21 protein-coding genes are annotated in these 24,196 nt (G+C 40.7%); 7 read left to right on the top strand and 14 right to left on the bottom strand.

Features of this window, described 5'->3' with window-relative positions; translation table 11 throughout:
• The first annotated feature begins 50 nt into the window (after window positions 1-50).
• The 5 genes from EXT43_RS13585 to EXT43_RS13565 all read left to right on the top strand — a co-directional run bounded on the left by EXT43_RS13585 (window position 51) and on the right by EXT43_RS13565 (window position 5,854).
• On the top strand, window positions 51-527 hold the full coding sequence (locus EXT43_RS13585) for an FxsA family protein (RefSeq protein WP_054552425.1): 477 nt from the start codon (window positions 51-53) through the stop codon (window positions 525-527).
• A 143-nt stretch (window positions 528-670) separates the two neighbouring features.
• Window positions 671-958 (top strand): co-chaperone GroES, encoded by a 288-nt coding sequence (locus EXT43_RS13580; RefSeq protein ID WP_036973362.1) that lies wholly within the window; start codon window positions 671-673, stop codon window positions 956-958.
• 51 nt (window positions 959-1,009) lie between these two features.
• Entirely contained in the window at window positions 1,010-2,656 is a 1,647-nt protein-coding gene (gene groL, locus EXT43_RS13575) for a chaperonin GroEL (RefSeq protein WP_062566647.1), read from the top strand.
• 226 nt (window positions 2,657-2,882) lie between these two features.
• Window positions 2,883-3,515 carry a biliverdin-producing heme oxygenase gene (locus EXT43_RS13570; RefSeq protein ID WP_130167208.1) on the top strand — a complete coding sequence of 211 codons (633 nt, stop codon included), beginning with the start codon at window positions 2,883-2,885 and terminating at the stop codon, window positions 3,513-3,515.
• Window positions 3,512-5,854, top strand: coding sequence for an ATP-binding protein (locus tag EXT43_RS13565; RefSeq protein ID WP_130167207.1), 2,343 nt, complete (start codon window positions 3,512-3,514; stop codon window positions 5,852-5,854). The genes EXT43_RS13570 and EXT43_RS13565 overlap by 4 nt, the downstream gene beginning before the upstream one ends.
• Window positions 5,855-5,863: 9 nt before the next feature.
• On the opposite strand, the gene EXT43_RS13560 is transcribed toward EXT43_RS13565, so the two are convergent.
• Window positions 5,864-6,592 carry a LexA family transcriptional regulator gene (locus EXT43_RS13560; protein ID WP_165385106.1) on the bottom strand — a complete coding sequence of 243 codons (729 nt, stop codon included), beginning with the start codon at window positions 6,590-6,592 and terminating at the stop codon, window positions 5,864-5,866.
• Window positions 6,593-6,792: 200 nt separating this feature from the next.
• Here EXT43_RS13560 and EXT43_RS13555 point away from each other — a divergent pair, with 200 nt between their 5' ends.
• Window positions 6,793-7,242, top strand: coding sequence for a response regulator (locus tag EXT43_RS13555; protein WP_130167205.1), 450 nt, complete (start codon window positions 6,793-6,795; stop codon window positions 7,240-7,242).
• A gap of 25 nt (window positions 7,243-7,267) precedes the next feature.
• Here the strand turns inward: EXT43_RS13555 and EXT43_RS13550 are convergent, their stop codons facing one another.
• The 10 genes from EXT43_RS13550 to EXT43_RS13505 all read right to left on the bottom strand — a co-directional run bounded on the left by EXT43_RS13550 (window position 7,268) and on the right by EXT43_RS13505 (window position 17,249).
• On the bottom strand, window positions 7,268-8,767 hold the full coding sequence (locus tag EXT43_RS13550; RefSeq protein WP_130167204.1) for an NAD(P)H-hydrate dehydratase: 1,500 nt from the start codon (window positions 8,765-8,767) through the stop codon (window positions 7,268-7,270).
• A 117-nt stretch (window positions 8,768-8,884) separates the two neighbouring features.
• Complete coding sequence (speD, locus tag EXT43_RS13545; protein ID WP_054552422.1) at window positions 8,885-9,697, bottom strand: adenosylmethionine decarboxylase; 813 nt, start codon at window positions 9,695-9,697, stop codon at window positions 8,885-8,887.
• Window positions 9,698-9,785: 88 nt separating this feature from the next.
• Window positions 9,786-10,199 carry an OsmC family protein gene (locus EXT43_RS13540; protein WP_055020887.1) on the bottom strand — a complete coding sequence of 138 codons (414 nt, stop codon included), beginning with the start codon at window positions 10,197-10,199 and terminating at the stop codon, window positions 9,786-9,788.
• Window positions 10,200-10,344: 145 nt separating this feature from the next.
• Entirely contained in the window at window positions 10,345-10,692 is a 348-nt protein-coding gene (locus tag EXT43_RS13535; RefSeq protein WP_054563480.1) for a DUF3802 family protein, read from the bottom strand.
• A 128-nt stretch (window positions 10,693-10,820) separates the two neighbouring features.
• On the bottom strand, window positions 10,821-12,290 hold the full coding sequence (gene astD, locus EXT43_RS13530; protein ID WP_062566651.1) for a succinylglutamate-semialdehyde dehydrogenase: 1,470 nt from the start codon (window positions 12,288-12,290) through the stop codon (window positions 10,821-10,823).
• A gap of 18 nt (window positions 12,291-12,308) precedes the next feature.
• Window positions 12,309-13,325 (bottom strand): arginine N-succinyltransferase, encoded by a 1,017-nt coding sequence (gene astA / locus EXT43_RS13525; protein ID WP_063529878.1) that lies wholly within the window; start codon window positions 13,323-13,325, stop codon window positions 12,309-12,311.
• Between the two features lie 80 nt (window positions 13,326-13,405).
• A complete protein-coding gene (locus EXT43_RS13520; RefSeq protein ID WP_054563477.1) occupies window positions 13,406-14,611 on the bottom strand; it encodes an aspartate aminotransferase family protein in 1,206 nt (401 codons plus the stop codon).
• A 369-nt stretch (window positions 14,612-14,980) separates the two neighbouring features.
• A complete protein-coding gene (locus EXT43_RS13515; protein ID WP_058584015.1) occupies window positions 14,981-16,141 on the bottom strand; it encodes an HDOD domain-containing protein in 1,161 nt (386 codons plus the stop codon).
• A 48-nt stretch (window positions 16,142-16,189) separates the two neighbouring features.
• A complete protein-coding gene (locus tag EXT43_RS13510) occupies window positions 16,190-16,768 on the bottom strand; it encodes an aminodeoxychorismate/anthranilate synthase component II (protein ID WP_054552416.1) in 579 nt (192 codons plus the stop codon).
• A gap of 85 nt (window positions 16,769-16,853) precedes the next feature.
• Window positions 16,854-17,249, bottom strand: coding sequence for a thioesterase family protein (locus tag EXT43_RS13505; protein ID WP_054563476.1), 396 nt, complete (start codon window positions 17,247-17,249; stop codon window positions 16,854-16,856).
• A gap of 36 nt (window positions 17,250-17,285) precedes the next feature.
• Here EXT43_RS13505 and EXT43_RS13500 point away from each other — a divergent pair, with 36 nt between their 5' ends.
• Window positions 17,286-17,990, top strand: a complete 705-nt coding sequence (locus EXT43_RS13500; RefSeq protein WP_054563475.1) for a 2OG-Fe(II) oxygenase — start codon at window positions 17,286-17,288, stop codon at window positions 17,988-17,990.
• Window positions 17,991-18,041: 51 nt separating this feature from the next.
• On the opposite strand, the gene EXT43_RS13495 is transcribed toward EXT43_RS13500, so the two are convergent.
• The 3 genes from EXT43_RS13495 to EXT43_RS13485 form a co-directional block, all read right to left on the bottom strand.
• On the bottom strand, window positions 18,042-19,280 hold the full coding sequence (locus EXT43_RS13495; protein WP_062566652.1) for a cysteine desulfurase-like protein: 1,239 nt from the start codon (window positions 19,278-19,280) through the stop codon (window positions 18,042-18,044).
• A 9-nt stretch (window positions 19,281-19,289) separates the two neighbouring features.
• On the bottom strand, window positions 19,290-19,922 hold the full coding sequence (locus EXT43_RS13490) for a 2OG-Fe dioxygenase family protein (RefSeq protein WP_054552412.1): 633 nt from the start codon (window positions 19,920-19,922) through the stop codon (window positions 19,290-19,292).
• A gap of 199 nt (window positions 19,923-20,121) precedes the next feature.
• Window positions 20,122-24,126, bottom strand: a complete 4,005-nt coding sequence (locus tag EXT43_RS13485; protein WP_130167203.1) for a hypothetical protein — start codon at window positions 24,124-24,126, stop codon at window positions 20,122-20,124.
• Between the last annotated feature and the right edge of the window lie 70 nt (window positions 24,127-24,196).

The following is a 24,196-nucleotide window of genomic DNA, read 5'->3' as shown; positions in this document are numbered from 1 at the left end:
AATTTATATTTCACTGACTCGAAAGAGAATGACATTTTTTAGAGAGCGTTATGTTTAGATTTTTGTTTTTGTTATTTATTTTAGTGCCGATTGTGGAGATCGCGTTACTCATCCAAGTGAGTGAAGTGATCGGCGGCTTTGCCACCATAGCGCTTGTAATTGTGACCGCGATTGTCGGTGCGAAATTAGTGAAGCAGCAAGGTATGGGCGCGATTCAAAACGTGCAATTACAAATGGCACAAGGGCAAATGCCTGCAAAAGAATTATTTACTGGATTATGTGTCATTATCGCCGGTGTTTTATTAATGACACCAGGCATCATGACTGACTTTTTTGGCTTTTTACTACTTACGCCAGCAATCCGCAACAAATTGGCTGCAGGCCTTGCTAGTCAGGCAACTGTGCGTATGAGTTCGCAGGCAAATCAAGGCTCTGCACACTTCCAATATCATAGTAAAACAACCACTCATGAAGAGCCAAACCATCAACCTACAACTATTGATGGTGAATTTGAGCGAAAAGATTAAAATTTTTTAATTTTTGTACTTGGATTTTTTTAAGCCACCCCCATTAATGAATGCAATGAAACGCAACGGGTGGCTTAGCACTCCCCTGCAATAACACAAGATTTTTTCTGTACTGTTCAGAAACTGTTAGGAGAACTAAATAAATGAACATTCGTCCTTTACATGATCGCGTCATCGTTAAGCGTCTAGAAGAAGAAACTAAGTCTGCTGGCGGTATTGTATTAACTGGCTCTGCAGCTGAAAAATCAACTCGCGGAGAAGTTATCGCTGTTGGTAATGGCCGTGTTTTAGACAACGGTGAAGTAAGAGCATTAGAAGTTAAAGCCGGTGACACTGTGCTGTTCGGCTCTTATGTTGAAAAAGCTGAAAAGATCGAAGGTCAAGAGTACCTGATCATGCGTGAAGATAACATTCTAGGCATTGTAGGCTAATCCTACTTTTCGTTTAGCAACCCGTTTACAGAATTTAAGAGGAATTTAATCATGGCAGCAAAAGAAGTACTTTTTGCAGGTGACGCACGTGGCAAAATGCTAACTGGCGTAAATATTTTAGCAAACGCAGTAAGAGTAACTTTAGGTCCTAAAGGCCGTAACGTTGTATTAGACAAATCATTCGGCGCGCCAGTAATCACTAAAGACGGTGTATCTGTAGCTAAAGAGATCGAGCTTGAAGACAAGTTCGAAAACATGGGCGCACAAATGGTTAAAGAAGTAGCGTCTAAAGCGAATGACGCTGCTGGTGACGGTACAACAACTGCAACAGTATTAGCGCAAGCTATCGTAAACGAAGGCTTAAAAGCAGTTGCAGCGGGTATGAACCCAATGGACCTTAAGCGCGGTATCGACAAAGCAGTTACTGCAGCAGTTGAAGAGCTTAAAGCACTTTCTGTTCCATGTGCAGACACTAAAGCAATTGCACAAGTAGGTACTATTTCTGCTAACTCTGATAAAGAAATCGGTGACATCATTGCAGAAGCAATGGAAAAAGTAGGCCGTGATTCAGGCGTTATCACTGTTGAAGAAGGTCAGTCGTTAGAAAACGAACTAGACGTAGTTGAAGGTATGCAGTTTGACCGCGGTTACCTTTCTCCATACTTCATCAACAACGCTGAAAAAGGCGCTGTAGAGCTAGACAACCCATTCATTCTACTTGTAGACAAAAAAGTATCTAATATCCGTGAGCTACTACCTACATTAGAAGCTGTTGCTAAAGCTAGCAAGCCACTACTTATCATTGCTGAAGACCTTGAAGGTGAAGCACTTGCAACACTTGTTGTGAACAACATGCGCGGTATCGTTAAAGTATCTGCGGTTAAAGCACCTGGTTTTGGCGACCGTCGTAAAGCAATGCTACAAGACATCGCAGTGTTAACAGGTGGTACTGTTATTTCTGAAGAAATCGGTTTAGAGCTAGAAAAAGCGACAATCGAAGACCTAGGTACAGCGAAGCGCGTTGTGATCACTAAAGATGATACAACAATCATCGACGGTGCAGGCGAAGAAGACGGCATCAATGGTCGTGTTGCACAAATCAAAGCACAAATCGAAGAAGCGACGTCTGACTACGATAAAGAGAAACTACAAGAGCGTATGGCTAAACTAGCTGGCGGTGTTGCAGTAATCAAAGTTGGCGCAGCAACTGAAATCGAAATGAAAGAGAAGAAAGACCGCGTTGAAGATGCACTACACGCAACTCGCGCAGCGGTTGAAGAAGGTGTTGTACCTGGAGGTGGTGTTGCACTAGTTCGCGTAGCAAGCAAACTTGTTGAACTTGCTGGCGACAACGAAGACCAAAGCCACGGTATTAAAGTTGCACTACGTGCGATGGAAGCACCACTTCGTCAAATCGTAACTAACGCAGGTGACGAAGCATCTGTTGTTGTTAACTCAGTAAAAGGCGGTGAAGGTAACTACGGTTACAACGCAGCATCAGGCGAGTACAACGACATGATCGAAATGGGTATCTTAGACCCAACTAAAGTAACGCGTTCTGCACTACAGTACGCAGCTTCAATCGCGGGTCTAATGATCACAACTGAAGCAATGGTTGCTGAAATCCCGAAAGATGAGCCAGCTGCTCCAGATATGGGCGGCATGGGCGGCATGGGTGGTATGGGCGGCATGATGTAATTATTGCCCAAGCACTTCGCTTAAAAAACCCAGCTCCGGCTGGGTTTTTTGCTTTCATTTACTTACTCTTTAAATAAACAAAGAACTTCTAATTAGACAAGTCATTTGAACCTTCGGTAAATAGTAGTTTTCATAATCCTGCTTAATTTTATATTTTACATACTTGTACCTAAGTATATACTGGTGTGATTATAACTCGAATGCACCAAATACGTTCAGGATAACAATGGGTTCAGCTTTATCAAACGCCACCGAAATAGCTTGCGACAGCGATCAAAGTAATATTCATATTTTTATAAAAAATAGTACCGACCTCTTTCACTCTCGTGTAGAAAAACAACTAGGTGCTGTATTGTTCGATAAAAATATGACCCAACAATCGTATTTAAAAATTTTAATCGCAATGCATAGTAGCTACTCTATTATGGAGGGTGCTATATCAACCTTTAGTACCACAAAACAACTGCTTGTTGGCCGCAGTAAGCTGAGCTGGTTAAATCAAGATATTGCTTACTTACAAGCATCTCAAGACGCCCCATCTGTTAATTTTTATAAACACGATGATCTAAAAAATATCTGCAATGTGTCCCATGCATTCGGAATGATGTATGTAATGGAGGGAGCCACCATGGGTGGAGGTCACATTTATAAAGCACTTAAAAAGCATAAATGGATAAATGAGCTTGAAGGGATCCATTTTTTTTATAGTTATGGTGAGCTTAGGGAGCAAAAGTGGGCTGAGTATATCCACGCACTAAAACAGTATCATAACCAATACCCAAACTCGACAGATGACATTTTATTGGGGGCAAATGAGGCATTTAGCTTAATCTCTCAAGCACTTGGAGATATAAATTGAGCAATACATTTAAAGTCTCATTAGACAATTGTCATAAAGAACCCATTCATATTCCAGGCTCCATCCAACCGCATGGGTTTTTGCTAGTTGTTGATCCTGAAACACTCAAAATATGTTATTTCAGCGAAAATATTTTATCGCTTTTAGATACACAAAAAGATCGCTTAGTAGGCTCACATATAACTAATTTCTTTGAAGCAAATACATCTAATATCATAGAGAAAAATAAAGCTGAAAAAGACTTTCATGCTATCAACCCACTCAAGATTGAGCTAAAAGGGAAGTCGTCTGAGACCTCTATTAAAGGGGCTATTTCTCGTAACGATAAATATTTACTCATTGAACTTGAGTTTGATACAAAGAAAGAGCACTCAAGTATTGACCCGATGAATTACTTGATGAAGCAATCTCTTCACCTAATAGCTGACAAAAAAGAGCTAAGCTCATCATTCGAAACGGCAGTAGAAGAAGTCCGTAGCTTAACCGGTTTTGATCGCGTTATGCTCTATCAGTTTGACCATGAATATAATGGCCAAGTCGTAGCAGAAGCCAAAAAAGATGAGTTAAACTCATTTCTACACCAACACTTTCCTGAGTCAGATATTCCAAAGCAAGCACGCGCTTTATATTTGCGTAATCCTATAAGGTTACTTGCAGATGTTGATGCTGAAGTATCACCAATCTACCCACATGACGAGCCGGTAGATTTAAGCACATGTATAATCAGAAGTGTATCCCCCATTCATTGTCAATATTTACGCAATATGGGTGTTAAAGCATCAATGTCTATCAGTATTATTATTGCTGGTAAATTATGGGGCTTAATTGCTTGTCACCACTATACAAGCCATGTCGTCCCATTTGAAGCACGACAAGTTGCACAATATATGGGATTGATGCTCTCATATATTATATCCCTTAAAACACAATCAATCGAAGCAATTCAAGAAGCTAAAGCCACCGCCATCAGTGCAGAAATAGCAGAGCATATGTCTGAAGAAGTCTTTTTTATTGATGGCTTACGTAAACAAGTTCCAGCTTTACTCAGCATGCTAAGTGCTGATGGTGTTGCATGGCGGCTAGAAAAAGATATTGAAAGCTTTGGCGATGTACCCGCAAATGATGATATTTACCATTTATTTGAATGGTTAAAAAGCAACCACTTAGAAGATGAGCTTCTATATCATAACCATCATTTATCTAATGAGAATGCTGAATTTAATAAGTTTGCTAATATTGCTAGCGGCGTGCTAGCTATGCCTGTTTCTACTAATGAAAACCTATTTATTATGTGGTTTCGTAAAGAGGTGATTGAAACAAAAAATTGGGGAGGGAAACCTGAAAAGATAATCGAATTCCTTGACGACGGTAGTCATCGCCTTATGCCTCGTAGTTCGTTTCGTTTATGGCAAGAAAATGTACGTAATAAATGCTCACCTTGGAAGGCAAACGAAATATCTTGCGCTATAAAGTTTCGCAATCACCTGGTTAATCATGTTATCGAAAAATCTGAGCGCCTTAAAAAGTTAAACGACTTACTAGAAACTAAAGTTAATGAGCGAACCGCCGCTTTAAAGTCGGAAATACTCACTCGACAACAGGCTGAGCTAGACCTTGAAATCGCACTTAGAAAATCTGAAGAGTCTAACAAAGAGTTAGAACGTTTTGCTTTTGTTGCGTCTCATGATTTACAGGAGCCCTTACGAAAAATACAGATGTTCGGCGATCGCCTACAAAACTCTAAAGAACTAATTGGGGAAAGAAACGCTTCTTATATCTCACGTATGATGGACTCTGCTGAAAGAATGCAAAAACTTATCAAAGGAGTATTGAGCTTTTCTAGAATCAATCGAAAAGGCGAAGAGTTTCGTAGCTTTTCAGCACAAGATGTTTTTGATGATATTCTTGATGACCTTGAGCTAATTATAGCTGATAAGTCAGCGATGTTTCATATAGAAGATATCGGTGAAATCTATGGTGATAAACGACAAATCCAGCGTTTATTTCAAAACTTAATTCTTAATGCGCTTAAATTTAGTCACCCACATCAACCACCCATCATAGGGATTAAGTCAGTTGAGCGAACAGACGAGCATATTGTTATCGCTGTCATTGATAATGGAATAGGTTTTAATAACGAGTTTAAAGACAGAATCTTTAACCTTTTTGAACGGGTTCACTCTAAACAAGCATACGAAGGAACAGGGTTAGGCTTGGCTATTTGTAAGAAAATAGTAGAACGGCACCATGGAACAATTACAGCAGAAGCAAATATCAATGAAGGCTCTCAGTTTTACGTTAACTTACCACTAAGAGACATAAAACTAAGTCAGCTTTAGTTGTTACCGCTACGATTGTGGCGGTAACAGTCTACTAATATGCTCTTTAAGTTGTCTAATTTCATTTTCAATAGACTGGAAACGCTGACTTTGAATCTGTGAATCTTGATCTGTTATTGAACTTATTTTTGCTTTTACACGCCAGATTTCTAGAATATCACTTCCCTGAATTGAATATGTTTTGTACTCAGGGTTATCACTCTTAAATAAGTAACTGATAGGGTCTGTGTTATGGCTAAAGAGACGTTTAGCTACAATGCCATCTTTAGTGACAACAACACATACCGAACCATTCTCTAACTGCTTAATATCCTTGACCTGCTCAGTGATCAGCGTTTCTCTAGGGCGGATAGTTGGCATCATACTATCGCCTTCAACTTCGAATAGACGATAATTACCATTTTCAAACCCTGGGATTTTATAAACATCCAGAGTTTTAATATAGCCTTCATCACTACACTGTTCTATATATCCAGCGTGAGCTTCTTCATTAACAAGTGGGATAAATGAAGTCTCTAAGGCTTTTTGATAACTCTGAAAGTTCGATTCATCATACCCCTCAATACCTAAAATAAGCCAGTTACAATCGACATTAAACACTTGGCTGATTTTAGTGATAGTACTGAGAGACAGGGTCGACTTGCCAGCCTCCAACTGTGATAACGCCCCCTGAGTTATACCTATTTTATCGGCAAACTCTTGTTGAGAAAGGTTCAAATTTTCGCGTAGAGCTGTCACTCTGTTCGTACTAGTATGATTTAACGACATTAGATTATTAATAAACTTATGTTTGTATTATGGGTATAAGAAAGTTAATATAACACTTGCTTAACTAAAGTATATACTACTCAAGTAACTAATTATTTAATTTGTTGTTTTTATTAAAAAGTATCTACATGGAATAGGTGAGCTACATTTGATGAAATCAGGAGCTAGTAATGTTTAACGACAAATTATTTACCAAAAAATTACGCTCTGTGAGCTATATTTTAGTTGCGGATGATGATCTCGATGATCAAGAGCTCATCCGAGATGCCCTTGTTGAAAACAATGTCGATGAAAATAAAATTCAATTTGTTGATGACGGCATGCAATTACTTGAGTCGCTCGATAAAAACAAAATTCTACCTAGCCTTATTCTGTTAGATCTAAACATGCCACGAAAGGGTGGAAAAGAAGCGCTAGTTGAACTAAAAAAATCGGAGCTTTACCGCCATATCCCCATCATTATTTTTACAACTTCTGATTCAGAAATTGACATTAAGCAATGTTATAGCTTAGGTACGAACGCCTTTATGACCAAGCCTTCTAGCTATTATGATTTAGTTGATTCAATGAAAATGCTCACTCAATACTGGCTTGTTCAAGCTAGGATAGTGTTAGACTAAGGCGAAACATTTCGCCTTACAGACCCTAATTAGTGCTACTTGCCAACTCTTTTATCAACCTCCTTACAACGATAAATAAATCACTCGGTAACATGCCTCTTTCGCCTTCACGTTCTGCGGCAATATCTCCGGCTTTTGCATGTAAGATTACGCCCAAGCAAGCTGCTTGCTGAGGAGTAAGCCCCTGTGCGATCAATGCCACTATGATACCTGTTAATACATCGCCACTGCCGCCAACCGCAAGTGCAGGGTTACCGTCGGTACACACCCATGTTTGGTTATTATCAGCAATTAAACTGCCAGCACCTTTGAGTACACAAGTAGTGGTATAGCTTCGTGCGAGCTGCTTTACTGCATGAAAGCGATTTTCTTCAATATCGCTAGCGCGACAATTAAGTAACCTTGCTGCCTCACCTGGGTGTGGTGTGATAACGGTATTAGCTAATGGGAATGACGAAGCATGCTGAGCCATTAAATTAAGTGCATCTGCATCAATAACCAGTGGCTTGTTATTAGTAAAGCAATACTGCATTACTGCTTCAAAGGTTGTTTCCGACCAAGTGTCTTGGCCAAGCCCTGGGCCAATAGCAACACAGGTTGCCCAATCTAGGGCGCTAATCAGGTTTGTATCTGTCACCATTAGCTCTGGCCGGCCAATACTCACAGGTAGAATAGAGCTACTATGGGTATACACTTTGACCATGCCCGCACCGCTGCGAAGCGCAGCCTCTGCGGTTAAACGAATAGCGCCTGCAGTGCCAGCATTACCACCAATACACAGCAATTTACCATGGCTGGTTTTATGGCTGTTGTTATCGCGCTCAGGAAGCCTAGCTTGACTCTGATAATTGATAAGCTCAGCCGTGGGTGATGTCTGTTTTAAAAAGGCATCTTCAATACCTAAATCATTAAACTCTAATGTCCCTGCATGCGCTCTACCTTGCCCTGTCACTAAACCTTGTTTAACCCCCACAAAAGTCACAGTGAGTGCGGCTTTTATTGCGACTCCTTGTATGACACCTGTGTCGGCATGAATACCTGAGGGTAGATCAATAGCAACTATCGGCACTTGGCTTTCGTTGGCAGCTTTAATCAGCTGTGAAAAAGGCTCGCGCACCGCGCTTTGAATACCCGTACCAAGCAGGCCATCAATAATGATATCTGCTTGCTCAATAGCACTGGCATCAGCGGTTATTGCCCCTCCGGCGTCAAGCCAAGCTTGCTGAGCACTGAGCGCATCACCTTTGAGCGGTTTATCAGATATTGCTGCAATAACCGTAACCTGTTTGCCCGCTTGTTTAGCTAAGCGAGCAACAACATAACCATCACCGGCATTGTTACCAACGCCCGCTAACACAACGAATGTACTTGCTTTAGGAAAATAGCTGATAGCTTGCTGATAAGTCGCCAGCCCTGCTCGCTCCATAAGCTCATACAAGCTTACGCCAGAGCGCTTAGCAGCTGGTCCTTCATGGTTACGAACTTGCTCTGCTAAAAATACTGACTGCGAGAGAACAACTGACATATCTATCCTTAAATTGGCCTTTTAATCAGCATATAAGTACAGATGAGTGCAGTCAATGAGGCATAAAAAAACGGCGCGTAACTTACATTACGCGCCGTTTTTTAAAGCTATAGTGACTTACTCAGTGTCTGGTAAGTTGCGACCGTAGAAGATTTCTTGCATCTCGCGAGTCAGCTTAGAGTAGATAACTTCTTCTTCTTCTTCCGAAAGATCTGCTGTAGAAACACCGAATAGGTAAGTATTCAAGTCAGTTTCTTTTAACATCATCTTCGTGTGGAACAAGTTCTCTTGATACACGTTCACGTCCATCATTTGGTACGCTTCTTTGGTATCTTCAGTCATATAGTTCTGAATTGAGTTAATCGCGTGATCGATATAGTGTTTTACACCATCAACGTCACGAGTAAAACCACGTACGCGGTAGTCAATTGTTACAACATCAGACTCAAGGCTGTGAATTAAGAAGTTTAACGCTTTTAATGGCGAAATAATGCCACACGTTGATACTTCGATATCAGCACGGAACGTACAAATACCATCATCAGGGTGTGCTTCTGGGTATGTGTGAACACAAATGTGGCTCTTGTCTAAGTGTGCTACCACTGTTTCAGGAAGAGGACCCGGCGCTTCATCAACGTCATACGTTGTTTGTTGCTCAATTGGCTCTTCAGAGATCAAGATTGTTACGCTGGCGCCTTGCGGATCATAATCTTGGCGAGAAACATTTAGAATGTTTGCGCCAATAATATCCACAACTTCACCTAAAATATCGGTAAGGCGATCAGCACTGTACTGTTCGTCGATATATTCAATATATTCTTTACGCTGTTGTTCCGTCTTTGCGTAACAAATATCGTAAATACTAAAACTTAAGCTCTTAGTTAAGTTATTAAAGCCATGAAGCTTAATTTTATCGAAGGGTTTATTCATGCTAAACCAACCTTAAAACGAGTGAAACCTGCACCAGCAGAAATAAAAGTTCGCGGATTTTATACGAATTTCCTGCTCGGAAAAAGCGTTATTTTACCTGTTCTTGCACAACTTCATGACTATGCGTAATTTCTACTGTCTTATCAAGCATTAAGGCTACAGAACAATACTTTTCAGCAGATAATTGTACCGCTCTTGCAAGGTGCTTTTCAGAGACATTATCACCGGTAACCACAAAGTGTAGATTAATCTTGGTAAACACGCGAGGTGCTGACTCAGCACGCTCTGCAGATAGCTTAACTTGCACATCAGAAAATGACTGTTTTGCTTTTTTTAAAATACTAACAACATCAACAGATGAACAACAACCCGCTGACATTAAAACCATTTCCATTGGGCTTGGCGCAGCGCTATCGCTACCTGCATCAAAAACTACATTGTGACCTGAATTTGAAAGGCCAATAAACGTATCGCCTTCTACCCATTTTACATTCGCTTGCATGTGCTTTATCTCTTAAAGTTATTTTGCTTGATTGTAAGCAAGTCACACACAGATGCAAGGGATAAGAGGTGAGCTTTAAAGGAAAGCGAGTTACAAACTTTAAGCTGCTCGCTTAAAGACTAGAAATTGTGTTGTGCTTTATAAGTTAGGCACTTTCGACAACAGCACTATCGAATAAGTTTTTCACTAATCCAGCAAACTCATCAATAAACGCGTGTTGTTCAACGGTTACTGTGTGATTTGTAACGCTGCTCAGCACTTCTTGTAAGTCATATACGATACCGTCGACTTCGCGAACAATTTGGCTGCGTTGTTCAGTATTAAGCTCTGTGTGTTGCTCGCAAAGTAACATGACATTTTCTGCTATCACGTCTTCAATCAGCTCTAACACTGTTGGAGCTCCTGGTTTAATTTGACCCGGCTTCTCAAAAAGCGCTAAATTTTGAGTGAGATACATGACAAGATCATCGTACCCTTGCCTATCTAAAACCATACGACTGCACACCTAATAAAAAACTATCTCTTTAGATTTAAGCAGAAAGCGCTTTTAATTGCTACCTTTGCCAAGCATCTCATACAAAAAAAGCAGCCGAAGCTGCTTTTTATAATGATTTACGATTATTAATCGATTTTTAAGCCTGGGCTTAATGTCGCTGGCATTGCTACTTTTTCAAGCTCTACCGAAGCGACAGGGTATGCACAATAGTCAGCAGCATAATATGCGCTTGCTCTGTGGTTACCTGATGCACCAATACCACCAAATGGTGCTGCACTTGATGCACCTGTGATAGGACGGTTCCAGTTTACGATACCCGCACGAATACGACGAAGGAAATGGTCGTAATCTGCTGCGCTGTCGCTTAATAAACCAGCTGATAAACCAAAGCTTGTGTCATTCGCTTTATCAATAGCGGCATCAAAATCAGTGAAGCGGAATACTTTAAGCAGTGGTCCAAAGTGTTCTTCGTCTGGAAAGTTAGCGACATTTGTACACTCTAAAATACCCGGTGTCACAAAACCGGTATTTTCTTTGTGCGTTAGCTCAACTAACACTTCAGCGCCAAGCTCAACAAGTTGCTGTTGTGCTGTGACCATACCAGCTGCTGCTGCTGAAGAAATCATTGACCCGATGAAAGGTTGCTCTTCTGCGTCGTAGTCACCGACTTTAATAGCTTTAGTTGCTTTAATAAGACCCGCTAAGATGGCATCACCTTGCTCGCCTGCAGGTAAGAATAACTTACGCGCACACGTACAACGTTGACCTGTAGAGATAAACGCTGATTGAATAATATCGTGGATAGCCGCTTTAGTGTCAGCAACATCAGTAACGATAAGCGGGTTATTACCACCCATTTCTAAAGCTAAGATTTTACCCGGTTGACCAGCAAACTGCTCATGTAAAATATGACCAGTGCGCGAAGAGCCAGTAAAGAATAAACCGTCGATCCCTTTATGAGATGCAAGCGCTTTACCCGTTTCTACTTCACCTTGCACAAGGTTGATTACACCTGCAGGGAGACCCGCCTTTTGCCATAACTTTAACGTTAACTCAGCAACTGCTGGCGTTAGCTCAGACGGTTTAAATACCACGGTATTGCCTGCTAATAGTGCAGGTACAATGTGACCATTTGGCAAGTGACCAGGGAAGTTATAAGGGCCAAACACAGCTACAACACCATGCGGCTTGTGGCGGATCATCGCACGACCTTGTGGCATTGGGTTTTCAACATCGCCTGTACGCTCTAAAAATGCTTTTTCAGAGATAGCAATTTTACCCACCATCGCACCTGCTTCAGTGCGTGTTTCCCAAAGTGGTTTACCTGTTTCTTGTGCGATAGCAATCGCTAATTCTTCGCTGTGCTCTTTCAGTGTTTCTGCGAATGTTTTTACAATCGCTAAACGCTCTGCAAATGTTTTATCAGCCCAGCTGTAAAACGCTTCACGTGCAGCAGCGACTGCGCCGTCTACTTGTTCTGCGGTGGCAGTGTTTGCTTGCCAGATTACATCGTTATTTGCTGGGTTTACAGACTGAAAAGTATGACCAAGGCCTGCTTGCCATTGACCATTAATAAATTGCGCTGCATGAGTCATTAATATGTCTCCTGAATTCTATAGTTCTGCAAGTGATACTGAATCACCCGCTTCTAAGTGAAGTGCTTTTGCTAATTCACTTGAGATTGTGATGCTATCGGCATCGCATGATAGGCTAACTTGAGTCACGGTTGCTCTAAAATCAGCAATTTTATCATTTGCTAACAATACCGTGGTGTCGCCATGGCTTTCACCAATTTCAACTTTAACTGTGTGGGCATTTCTGACTGTAGCAATGTTATCTACTTTTGCTTCAACAGTTGGGCCTGCATCAAAAATGTCTACATAACCATTAAAGGTGAAACCTTCGCTCTTTAATAGTTCAATCGCAGGGCGTGTGTTGTCATGTACTTGACCAATCACAGCTTGTGCATCTTTGCTCAGTAAGTTGACGTAAATTGGGTATTTAGGCATTAACTCAGCAATAAATACTTTCTGGCCAATACCCGTTAAGTAATCTGCCGTTGGAAAGTCCATTGAGAAAAAGTGCTCTTCTAGCCATTGCCAGAATGGGCTTTCGCCGCTTTCGTCTGACACACCACGCATTTCAGCAATGACGGTGTCAGCAAAACGCTCTCTATGTTGATTAATAAACATAAAACGCGCTTTTGAAAGCAATTTACCGTTATTGTTTTTACGGTAGCCATCTTTTAAGAATAATGTACATAGCTCAGTTGCACCGGTGTAATCATTACACAGGGTTAAAATATCAACGGCTTTATACACGTCTAGCGTACGAGAAGAATGAATTACTTTGCTTAAATGATAATGATAAAAAGCATCATCTAAACCAACAGCGGCTTCAATACCCGAAGTCCCTACAACTTCACCCGTTTCGCTATCTTCAAGAACAAACAAGTAACCTTCATCACCTGGCTGCTGTGCTGCTTTTGCAAATGAGCTGACAGAATGATCAATTTTCTTTTGTAATAACTCTTCATTATTAGGCAAAGACGTAAAGCCATGGCCTGACTCAACAGCAATCTTTACTAACGCTTGGTAATCGCTTTGCTGGATTGGGCGAAGGATCATCATAAGTCCGCTTGCTCCCTTATAAATAACGGTAAATTAAGAAATGTGGGCAAGCTTAACTTGCCCTGAAATGACTGTTTCGTTTAGCCGTTAACGACTTTTGCAACTGCTTTTTCGAAACGAGCCATACCTTCGCGGATATCAGCTTCTGGAATTACAAGTGACGGAGTGAAACGAACAACATCAGCGCCAGCCACTAAAGACATAACGCCTTCTGCAGTACCAGCTACTAAAAACTCTTTTGCACGACCTTTGAATTGCTCTGTTACTACAGCACCAATTAATAGACCTTCGCCACGGATTTCAGTGAATACATTGTACTTTTCGTTAATCGCAGTTAGTAACTCGCGGAATAACGCTGACTTTTCTTTAACGCCGTTAAGTACATCAGGAGTATTTACTGTGTCGAATGCAGCTTCTGCTACTGCACACGCAAGTGGGTTACCACCGTAAGTAGAACCATGAGTACCTACTTTTAAGTGCTTAGCGATATCAGTTGTGGTGATCATCGCACCGATAGGGAAACCACCACCTAACGCTTTTGCAGTCGTTAAGATATCAGGAGTTACATTTAGACCTTGATAAGCATAAAGCTCGCCCGTACGACCAACACCTGTTTGTACTTCATCAAAGATAAGTAGTGCATTGTGCTTTGTACATAACTCACGAACACCTTCAACAAACTCAGCAGTTGGAGAAATGATACCCCCTTCACCTTGTAGAGGCTCCATCATTACTGCACAGGTGCTGTCTGAGATAAGCGCTTCAAATGCTGCTAAATCGTTGTAGTCACAGTGAACGATATCACCAGGTTTTGGACCAAAACCATCAGAGTATGCAGCTTGACCGCCTACTGTTACTGTGAAGAAGGTACGGCCGTGGAAACCTTTGTTGAATGAGATAATTTGTGACTTTTGCTCACCAAAGTTATCAAGTGCAAAACGGCGTGCAAGTTTAAGTGCCGCTTCGTTAGCTTCTGCACCAGAATTAGCAAAATATACTTTTTCAGCGAACGTTGCGTCAGTTAGCTTTTTAGCTAAGCGAAGCGCTGGTTCATTAGTCATTACATTTGATAAGTGCCAAATTTTTTCGCCTTGCTCTTTTAATGCACTTACAAGAGCTGGGTGACAATGGCCAAGACAGTTAACAGCAATACCACCCGCAAAATCGATAAATTCGCGACCTTCTTGGTCCCATACGCGAGAGCCTTCGCCTCGAACTGGAATAACACTTGATGGTGCATAGTTAGGAACCATTACTTGATCAAATAATTCGCGATTGACTGTCATTTTATATCCTCATAATTGTAAGCACACTCAGAGTAAGGTGGCGCTCTAAAGCTAAACTAAGCCATTTTACTTAGCCGATTGAGCTTAGCGCAAAATCACCAAAATTACTCTTTGGTTCAATTTTCATTCATCCATTATTCCAGAAAATTTTCATCCTGTCTCTTAGAAAACTTTCATGTAACCCTTGAAAATAAAGGGCTTGAGATATTTTTTCATGGATAGTGAATAACTATTTGAAGGCTACTTTTTGTTCTAAATACTACAAAAAGGCGTACGGCTAGTGAGCCAAGCAGAGGCTAAAGAGAAAAAATTTGTCGCTGCGGATTGATAAACAATGAATGAATAGTCGCAAAAAAATTAACAATTTTTTTAATTAATTTGAATATGAAAGCGATCAAAATTGCATTTTGCTAGCTGATCAAGCTCTTCTTTAGTGAAATCGAAGTGTGCAAACCAACGTTCGGTTTCGTCATTTTCGACTAGTTGATGCTCATTTAAACTTAAATACTGAGCGTAACAACGGGCTTTTAAAATCACCTTGGTAAGCGGCAAATACTCATCGTTTTTAGCTAAAGGTGTAGTTAACTGCTGCATTACCGCATTAAATGGCAAATACCTAAAAGCCATTTTCTCAATTACGGTGGCTGTTACCTTCATCGACTGCTTATTTAGCAAGGTGCTTAAAAATAAAGGATCCGGTTTTAGCTCTAATAAAGCTGTGTGTAGATCTTTCTTTTGCTCATCACGGGCTTTCGTTACTTGGCGCTGCCAAACTAACTCAAAAATACGAAGGTATATACGTACTAGCGCTATCTTACCCACGTCGAGTAGCATACCTAAGGTAAACGCGTGCACCTCATTTACACCATTTAATTTAGCAAGTTCTTGAGCAGCAATGGCACACGCCATTGAGTTATCACGAAGTCGACGCTTTAGTAGTGGAAATGGCTCTGTACTGTGTGGCATCCAATGACGTACCGCAAAGGTTGGCACGACAAACTTTAAGTTATCTAAACCAATGTAGCGAAGCGCTAACAGTGGGTTATCGACTTGAACTGAAGTGTGTTTATTACGTTGTTTTCGATAGAAAGGTAAATTCACAAACGCAACGAGCTCACGACCTAACCAACTCAAATCTTTAACTAACGGCTCTAGTCGACCTACTGAGGCCGAACGCACAGCTAAAATATCTAAAATAGCAGGTACGCTATCTTGAATACCGATTGTTTCGTGAATTACTGAATCAATGTCTTCAAGCTGCTTATGCATGGCAGCCTCAATCACTTGGTGTAATTGCTTGCTCGCCTGTGCACGGTATTTATGGTGAGCTGTACTGCTCTTTTGACGTTTTTTCTCAGCAGCAACTTCTACTTCTAATAGAGTTCGCTGTTCCATTGATTCGCCATAATCAATTTCGAGGGTGTGAATATAGCCAATTTGACGCTGTGCAAAACTGTGACCAAGCAAAAGATCGTGCGCGCGCTCATTAAGCACCATCGCAGTCCTTTGTTGTCGGTTTTCTTCGGTCATTTGCACAGGCGTATTGTCGGTCATATTTGTTAATTCACTAGCCTAAGGTTAGAAGCGAGTTAAAAAGTTAGCAAGTAATTCAAGCCCTTGTTGGGTCAAAATTGCTTCGGGGTGAAATTGCACTCCTTCAAGTGCTAAATCATTATGCATGATCCCCATAATTTCATCAAAATCAGAATTTTGTTCTGTCCATGCGGTAATAGTGAAGTCACTAGGCAGGCTTTGTTTATCCACCACTAAAGAATGGTACCGGCATACCGTCAGTGGATTTGCCAAACCGTTAAACACACCTTGATTGGTATGCTTAACTAACGAGGTTTTACCATGCATCACTTGCTTTGCACGAATAACATCAGCACCTAGAGCCTGAGCAATAGTTTGGTGACCTAAGCAAATACCAAGAATTGGCAACTGGCCTTTTAGTTGTTCAACCACTTGCAAAGAAATACCCGCTTCGTTTGGTGAACATGGCCCAGGCGATAGTACAATGTGCTCTGGGTTAAGTTGTTTAATCTCAGCAATGCTGATCTCATCATTTCGTTTAACTAATACATCTTGGTCTAAGCGCTGAAAATATTGCACTAGGTTGTATGTAAACGAATCATAATTGTCGATCATTAACAGCATTGCGTGTAACCCAAAATTACTCAGTCAAAATAATGAAGGCGCATTTTACCCCAAGCGTTCATAAATGTCGGCAAAAAATGGGGTATTACTCAGCGATTAAATGCGCTGTAAGGTCAGCCCTTTCTTGCTCATTAAGTTTTTGCGAACATTTATTTGCAAAGTCATAACGTACTAGTACGGTTTTACCAACGGCACAGCAGTTATCTTGCTGCCAAGCCTCTTGGCGCAGTACAAATGAACTAGAGCCGATGTGCTCAACACTGGTTTTCACTGTGACATCGTGACCATAAAACAACTCACCCACAAAGCTTACTTCAACCTTAGCAATGATCAGTTTCCACTCATAAGGGTTTAAATCGGGCGTAAAAAACCTGAAAATAGGCGCTCGGGCGGCTTCAAACCATACAGGGAGTACGGTATTGTTGATGTGCCCTAGCACATCTGTTTCGCTAAAGCGTGGTGTGATAGTTTCAGTAAACATAGTAACCCTATAAAAAATATAAACTAAAGGTAGCTCATGACGGACTTTATTCGCGTATACGAAAACGCCCTCAGCAAAGAATTTTGCGACAACTTTATCACGGTATTTGAACAAAGCCCGCATTTAAAACAAGGCATTACCTCAGGCGGAGTAGATTTAGCGAAAAAAGACAGCCGCGATTTATACCTTAATAACCACCCCGAATACGCTGAGCAACTAAAGCATATTCAACAAACGACTGCGGGTTACGTCTTCAAATACCTTGAAGAGCATATTTTTATGATGATTGGTGCCTTTGGTTTAAAGGTTTACCATCCGCAAACAGGCAAACCTGTTGACTTAACACAGGATAACTTTGAAGAAGTCGGCAAACCACAATTGCCATTACTCGTGCAGCAAATTTTCCGCATGGGTCCAATTCAAGCACAGAAATACGATATCAATAAAGGTGGTTACCCTTATTGGCATAGCGAGGTATATCCGCAAGCTGGCCACAACGAGGCACTACACCGTGTGCTGTTATTTATGTTCTATTTAAATGATGTAGAAGAAGGTGGTGAAACAGAGTTTTACTATCAACAACGAAAAATATCGCCTAAACAGGGTTCTATGGTCGTAGCACCGGGCTATTTTACCCACACGCACCGTGGTAATAAGCCTATTTCAAATGATAAGTATATTTTAACCTCGTGGGTCTTATTCAACCGCGCGGAACAAATTTATGGCCAACCACAATCCTAGCGGTAATAAGCAGCCCACTCGGGCTGCTTATAGCTTAATTAAAGCTCAGCTTTAATCTGCTAGTAATTGATCAAATAAATCAAAAACCTTATCAAGCTCTTCAATTGTGTTGTAATGCATACAACCAATGCGTACTACGCCGCCTGATTCTAATACACCTAGCTGCTTACATAAGCCTTGGGCGTAGAAGTTACCATCCCACACACAAATATGTTGCTTACCTAAAAATTCAGACACAACACGTGGCTCGATGCCTTCAAAAGTTAAAGCAAAAGTCGGTGTGCGATAAGCTATACGCTCTAGATCATCAATACCAAATAACTTGATGCGTGGGTAATCTGCTAAACGAGATAAAAAGTGCTTACTTAATGTCATTTCGTGCTGTTTAGTCATAGCAAATGCAGCCGCGAGTTTTTCTCGGCGTGAATGACTATCATCTAGCTCACTAATTGCAGCAATGTAATCAACAGCAGCAATTAATCCAGCTAGCGCTTCAAAGCTTTGTGTACCCGTTTCCCAGCGACCTGGCGCAACATCTTTTGCAGGTTCAACTTTATATGGTGTGAAACCTTCAAGGTGCTCACGTTTACCATAGACGATACCAAGATGAGGACCAAAGAACTTATATGCAGAGCAGGCTAAGAAGTCACAATCAAGTGCTTGTACATCTACAAGTTCATGAGGTGCGTAATGTACGGCATCAACATAAACTAGCGCACCAACAGCATGTGCAAGCTCAACGATGCGTTTAATGTCATTAATTGAGCCTGTCGTGTTCGACGCATATGTCACAGCAACAAGCTTTGTTTTGCTAGATAAAAGGCTTTCAAAGTGTGCCATATCTAGGCTGCAATCAGCTTCGTTGATAAGGGTAGTTTTTACTGTCGCGCCTTTATCTTCAGCAGCTTGCTGCCAAGATGATACGTTTGAGAAGTGATCGGCATTGGTGACGATAATTTCATCATCAGCAGTCCAATCACGCGAGATGGCACGGCTAAAGCTAAACGTTAAGCTTGTCATGTTTGCACCAAACACGATTTGCTCTTTAGATGGCGCATTTAATAAATCGGCTGCAGCTTGGCGCGCATTTGCCATTAACTCTACCGTTTTATCACTTGAGAAAAATGCGCCGCCTAAGTTTGAGTTGAAGTAACCCAAATATGCACTCATAGCGCTTAGCACTGACTGTGGTACTTGCGAGCCACCCGGACCATCAAGGAAAATCGGTGACTGACCTGCAACTTGTTGCATAAGTGCAGGGAACTGGCGACGTAATTGCGTTAAGTTCATGATTTACCCTTACGCAGTTAGTACGAAGCAATCAAGGTAACCTTCTTTGCTTGCATCTAATTTATTCATTGGTGTAGCGTTGTGCCATACTTCACGGTCATTAATCAGTGCGAACATGCCGTCTTTAATTTCCATTTTGAAACATGGCTCAGCTTGTTGGTGTTCATAAACAAGCAGCTCACCACCCTCTAGATTTTCGTGTGATACACCACATACGCATACGTGATCAAAACCATCTTGGTGAACACCTTCTGGCGCAGCGGGTGTGTCACTGTCGATCGCAAGCATTCTGAATTGGTGAATTTCAATAACGCGATCATCGCTGATACCCGTCATATCGCGGAACTGATTCACGATTTGCTTCATACCATCAGTCGCTAATAAGCTATCTTCTAGATTTTCATAGGTACGCTCAACATTACCTTGGAAGGTATTGATTGAGTCATCTTGCACGAATGCTTTTGTTGGTTGTAGTTTTAATTCACCATCAACAACTTTGATTACTGAATAACGACGCTTACGAAATTCACCATCTGCGTATGGGTTAGCAGGTAGGTTAGCAAAAGAAGGCTTAACTGCGTCAATGTGCGCTTGGCTTACAAAACGAAGTTGTAGAAGGTTCTGGTTGTTTAATGTAGTCATTTCGATCTCGCCTTAATACGTTGAGAATATTGGCGAGGATTTTAATTCAATTAGCAGGGAATATTTGCGTTTTTATGTAAACCAGCAAGGTATATTGGATAATTTTAAGATCGTTATAGACATTTTTTAGAATATTTAATCCAAAAAATAAAAACAGCCACAAATGTGGCTGTTTTAGGTTGCACAATTTATGACAAGTTTAATTGCTCATAGAAAGGGAAACTTGATCTTGTGACTGACAACTATTGCCTGCTAAATACTTACAGAAAACGAGTTCGGTGCGATTGTTGCTTATAAGCTCAAGCAGCGTGTCTTGGCCATTTTCAATAAATGACAATTTACCATCAACCAACTGAGCACCTGTGATACTTTGCTCTCCAATCGTCAGTGAGTAATCGTAAGACTGACTATCTTCATTATAATCCTGCTCACTTAATGACCATGTTGTGCCATCGCTTTCATATAAAGTGAAGCTATATAAGTCGTAGTCGTAGAATTTATCAACTGCTGTTGAAGTAGCATAATCATGTACATATAGATGTGCAGATGATTTTTCTAGCATCCCAGTACCATTATCATCAAACGCCACAGTACGCTCGACAAAATAACGGGCTTCATCAATAGCAATTAGCTTGTAAACAAACTCACCATAAAGGAAACATGTATCCAAGCTAGTATCACAGAAATCAGTTGTTTCCCAACTTCCTGAGCTAGTATCTACATAAAGCCTTCTAATATAGCGGTTATTAATAAAGCTTCCTTGATATGAACTTGTTCCAAAGGTAAAGAAGATTTCACCATCGTCATAAATTTGGATTTCAGCCCAATGCGAATCAATATCATGACCCTCTCTGAACTGATGACGACCAGAAAAATTACTTGCATTAATGGCTACTTCATTACGTTTAACAAACATGCCTGCATCAACATAGTCCCCCTCGTTATCATTACCCTTATCTAAAAATTGGTAACCAACGTTGATGTTTTTAGTAAAATAGAGTGTATCTGTTGAATTATCACTGCTGTGATTAAGTACTAAATTGCTATCAATGATCTGCCAACTAAACGTATCTTGCTCATCACTCAAAATATCTATGTAAGAGCCTGTTCCATCAGCATTGATCTGCATATTTAATAGCACTCCTCCTTGTTCAGCGCTTACAGCCCATTGCCCTACGACATCATCACTAACAATGGCAATTTCATCGCCGTCAGCAAAAGCATAAACATTGGAACTTTCGGAGCTGGTATTCACTAAAACGTCATTCTCGTAATAGCTATATTCAACTGTTAGCCAATGCCAATTAAGCCCTTTTTCTGCCATTGGCATTAACTCAGCGTAACTGATCTCAGTTCGATACTGAACCTCAGTCATACCATCAGGGAAAGAGATATATTCTTCCACGACAATACTATCGATAGGTGATAACTCAATGTGATCATCAACTTCATACCAGTTGATATTTGAACTACCGTTGAGAGTTACAGCGCCAGTGTTATCTGCATTTAATAATAAGCCCAAGGCTGGTGCATTATATAAATCACTGTTATTTAAAATATACTCGCCAGAAGCTAATAATGCAGGTTTAAACGTTGCTGTAATTTCGCAATCAGCACCTGTGGTATAGACAAGGTAATAATCTCCTTCAATATATCCTTCACATCCTGTAATTTCGTCAACAACATACCCTTCATCTGGGCTAATTACGAAAGACGCGTATTGGTACCAATACGAAGTTTGACTGCTAGGTGAGAGACTACCATTCTGAGATGGGTTTACTGTTAACGTTACTTTAGGGCGCTTAGGTAAGTAACTAATTTGCGTATCAGCTGAACAACTGCTTCCGTGCTGATATCGGCAAATAGTAACAGCATTTTCATCCGCAGAAACCAGTTCAACAAACCACGTATTGCCATCAACTTGATAGCTTAAGACGCCATCATTGAACGTTGCTATATGCTCAACACCATCAAAACGGACAACATACCCTACTTCGCCTAAATCATTGTATTGAATGTAAATAGCATCTGTAGAGCTATCATCTTTGTAAAGAGAAATCGCACCATCTAATAGCTCTTCAGTAAAAGCTGAGTATGACAAGTCTTTACTATATTCATAAATGAATACCGATTTAACTTCATCATATGCCTCACCAGCCATAGTGTAATAAGTTAGCGTTCTAATTATGTAGTAGGTGCTACCAACGATATTAATGAATTCATGTTGCATTTCACTTTCAAGGTAACAGTCATCAGCAAAGCCATCACAACTTGAAACAAGACCATATGTTTCTGAATAAAAACGTTTTCTAGAGAAGTTGCCATCTTCAATATGACCTTGGAAACTTGAATTACCTAAACCAATAGCGACACTACCATCAGGATAAATATTCAAATCATAAGATTGAGACGTACCAACAAAACCATGCCAACGACCAATAATATCCTCATCGGTTGTTGTCACATTCGCTTTTTTAACCATTAAGCCTGTTAATGTATTACTTGGCTCATCAAAACTAGTGTCTAATGCAACCACTTGGTAGCCCGCAGAGAGAGCTTTTGTAAACCAGAACTCAATTAACCCAGTTTCACCGTTTTCATCATAACTAATAGATAACTTAGTATCATTGAGCTCCCAACTAAATACCTCAGTACTCTCACCCGTTACATCCCCTGTACCATCGGCATAAAAGCGCAAAGTTTCAGGTTCATCATCAGATGACGCAGAATCATAATCATTGTCTCTTAGGTCTAAAACCCATGTGTTTTCGGTTAACTCTGTAGTATTTAGTGCTATTGTTTTAGCTTTATCAATCAGGTTAGTTGTATAGGTTCGAGTAATTGAAGGTTCCACAACGGGTTCACTACCATTTTGGTAGTCCAATGTTCTTTGTGTGGTTTGAGTCACTTCAATCGTTCTGAAAACCTCATTTTCTGCTAAAACTTGAAAACTAATATCTGTTAATTTTGTTTGCCCAATATAAGATTCATTGCCATCGTTATATTCATCAGTGTAAGTCACTACACTATTTGCTAGTGCTAAGGTATACACCCCTGATTCTTTACTCATTGTCAGTGTTGAGCTTGTATTTGCATTAAGTTCACCCGTACCGTCACTTGCCAGAACAAGGTGATATGCATCATTGTTATAATAACGAGGTGAGTTAACTATAAAATCACCGACAATAGGCTCATCGCTATCAGAAACTAAGTTTTCATCTTTTTTAATTTCTTCTTTCGTCTCTTCAATGAGATCTGGATCTTTCTCATTTACTTCATCTTCAAAATTCTTAGCGATATCTTCGTCACTGACAAGATCGAGTGTGCTCTCGACGCCTTCAGGGAGAACATAATCTGCATTATCCACGATGATTTTGATGAGAGTTGCCAATAAGATCTTTTCGTCAGCATCAACATTTAGCAGTGCTGCGTTTAGCTCTTCGACTGATTGAGGTTCTTCATTATTACGTGTTAAAAGCGCATATTCTGCGGTCGTTACATTCGTGATGTTGACGCCAAAGTTGTCTTCACTATCAAGCGTATTATCCTCACCAGCCTGTTCCAATAACGCTTGAATTGAGCTTAGCTGTGAAACAAAAACAACCCCAGGGTTGGTGCTATCAAGACCTTTTGCTTTAACCAGCACAAGCTTATCACTTGCAGATTCGTCCACAACAAGCTCTATCGTATAGCGACCAGTTTGATCTGCATTGACCGAAAAGACGTCACTACCAACATTAATCTCTAACTCTGCATTAGCAATTGGCTGATCCGTTACTATCCCGGTAATTGTCACTGTTGATACATTTCGTTTAAATATAACACTATGCTTTGCTGAAGCTGTTGCCCCATCGTTATCGGTTACAGTGACAGTGAAATTAACCGTTGTATCAGCGTCTATATCGGGTGTTTGAAAAGTAGCTTCAGCACTCGTTAATCCATCACTTTGTACAAAGTCAAAACTAGCATCAGATGTCCAACTGTAAGAGGCAATGCTACCGTCACTATCTGTGGCAGCGGCACTTAATTTAAAAGAAGTCTGCTCTGCACCTTCTGATTCGGCACTAATAGTAACTGTTGGACTTTGATTAACGGGGTCTACAGGATCTGGTTTAGTTTCAGAGTCACTACCTCCACCTCCCCCACACCCAACTAAAAATAAGGTACCAATAACTGCAGCCAACAGCCGCTTATGAATTAACATACATACTCCATTATATTCACTTATAGCAGGGAAATTCTTAGCCATATAAACGCTAAATCCCTTAACGTTG

The sequence above is a fragment of the Pseudoalteromonas sp. CO109Y genome (genome assembly GCF_004208935.1).
GTDB classification, from domain to species: Bacteria; Pseudomonadota; Gammaproteobacteria; order Enterobacterales; family Alteromonadaceae; genus Pseudoalteromonas; species Pseudoalteromonas shioyasakiensis.
Note: the sequence above shows the minus strand (reverse complement) of the source record. Positions and strands in the feature narration are given on the sequence as shown.

Bases quoted from the DNA above. Each gene is read 5' to 3' on its own strand.
- astA (WP_063529878.1), bottom strand. From the start codon at position 13,325: ATGATGATCCTTCGCCCAATCCAGCAAAGCGATTACCAAGCGTTAGTA.
- EXT43_RS13550 (WP_130167204.1), bottom strand. From the start codon at position 8,767: ATGTCAGTTGTTCTCTCGCAGTCAGTATTTTTAGCAGAGCAAGTTCGT.
- EXT43_RS13555 (WP_130167205.1), top strand. From the start codon at position 6,793: ATGTTTAACGACAAATTATTTACCAAAAAATTACGCTCTGTGAGCTAT.
- EXT43_RS13535 (WP_054563480.1), bottom strand. From the start codon at position 10,692: ATGGTTTTAGATAGGCAAGGGTACGATGATCTTGTCATGTATCTCACT.
- EXT43_RS13515 (WP_058584015.1), bottom strand. From the start codon at position 16,141: ATGACCGAAGAAAACCGACAACAAAGGACTGCGATGGTGCTTAATGAG.
- EXT43_RS13570 (WP_130167208.1), top strand. From the start codon at position 2,883: ATGGGTTCAGCTTTATCAAACGCCACCGAAATAGCTTGCGACAGCGAT.
- EXT43_RS13495 (WP_062566652.1), bottom strand. From the start codon at position 19,280: ATGAACTTAACGCAATTACGTCGCCAGTTCCCTGCACTTATGCAACAA.
- EXT43_RS13510 (WP_054552416.1), bottom strand. From the start codon at position 16,768: ATGCTGTTAATGATCGACAATTATGATTCGTTTACATACAACCTAGTG.
- groL (WP_062566647.1), top strand. From the start codon at position 1,010: ATGGCAGCAAAAGAAGTACTTTTTGCAGGTGACGCACGTGGCAAAATG.
- EXT43_RS13500 (WP_054563475.1), top strand. From the start codon at position 17,286: ATGACGGACTTTATTCGCGTATACGAAAACGCCCTCAGCAAAGAATTT.
- EXT43_RS13585 (WP_054552425.1), top strand. From the start codon at position 51: ATGTTTAGATTTTTGTTTTTGTTATTTATTTTAGTGCCGATTGTGGAG.
- EXT43_RS13485 (WP_130167203.1), bottom strand. From the start codon at position 24,126: ATGTTAATTCATAAGCGGCTGTTGGCTGCAGTTATTGGTACCTTATTT.
- EXT43_RS13520 (WP_054563477.1), bottom strand. From the start codon at position 14,611: ATGACAGTCAATCGCGAATTATTTGATCAAGTAATGGTTCCTAACTAT.
- speD (WP_054552422.1), bottom strand. From the start codon at position 9,697: ATGAATAAACCCTTCGATAAAATTAAGCTTCATGGCTTTAATAACTTA.
- EXT43_RS13540 (WP_055020887.1), bottom strand. From the start codon at position 10,199: ATGCAAGCGAATGTAAAATGGGTAGAAGGCGATACGTTTATTGGCCTT.
- EXT43_RS13505 (WP_054563476.1), bottom strand. From the start codon at position 17,249: ATGTTTACTGAAACTATCACACCACGCTTTAGCGAAACAGATGTGCTA.
- EXT43_RS13580 (WP_036973362.1), top strand. From the start codon at position 671: ATGAACATTCGTCCTTTACATGATCGCGTCATCGTTAAGCGTCTAGAA.
- EXT43_RS13490 (WP_054552412.1), bottom strand. From the start codon at position 19,922: ATGACTACATTAAACAACCAGAACCTTCTACAACTTCGTTTTGTAAGC.
- astD (WP_062566651.1), bottom strand. From the start codon at position 12,290: ATGACTCATGCAGCGCAATTTATTAATGGTCAATGGCAAGCAGGCCTT.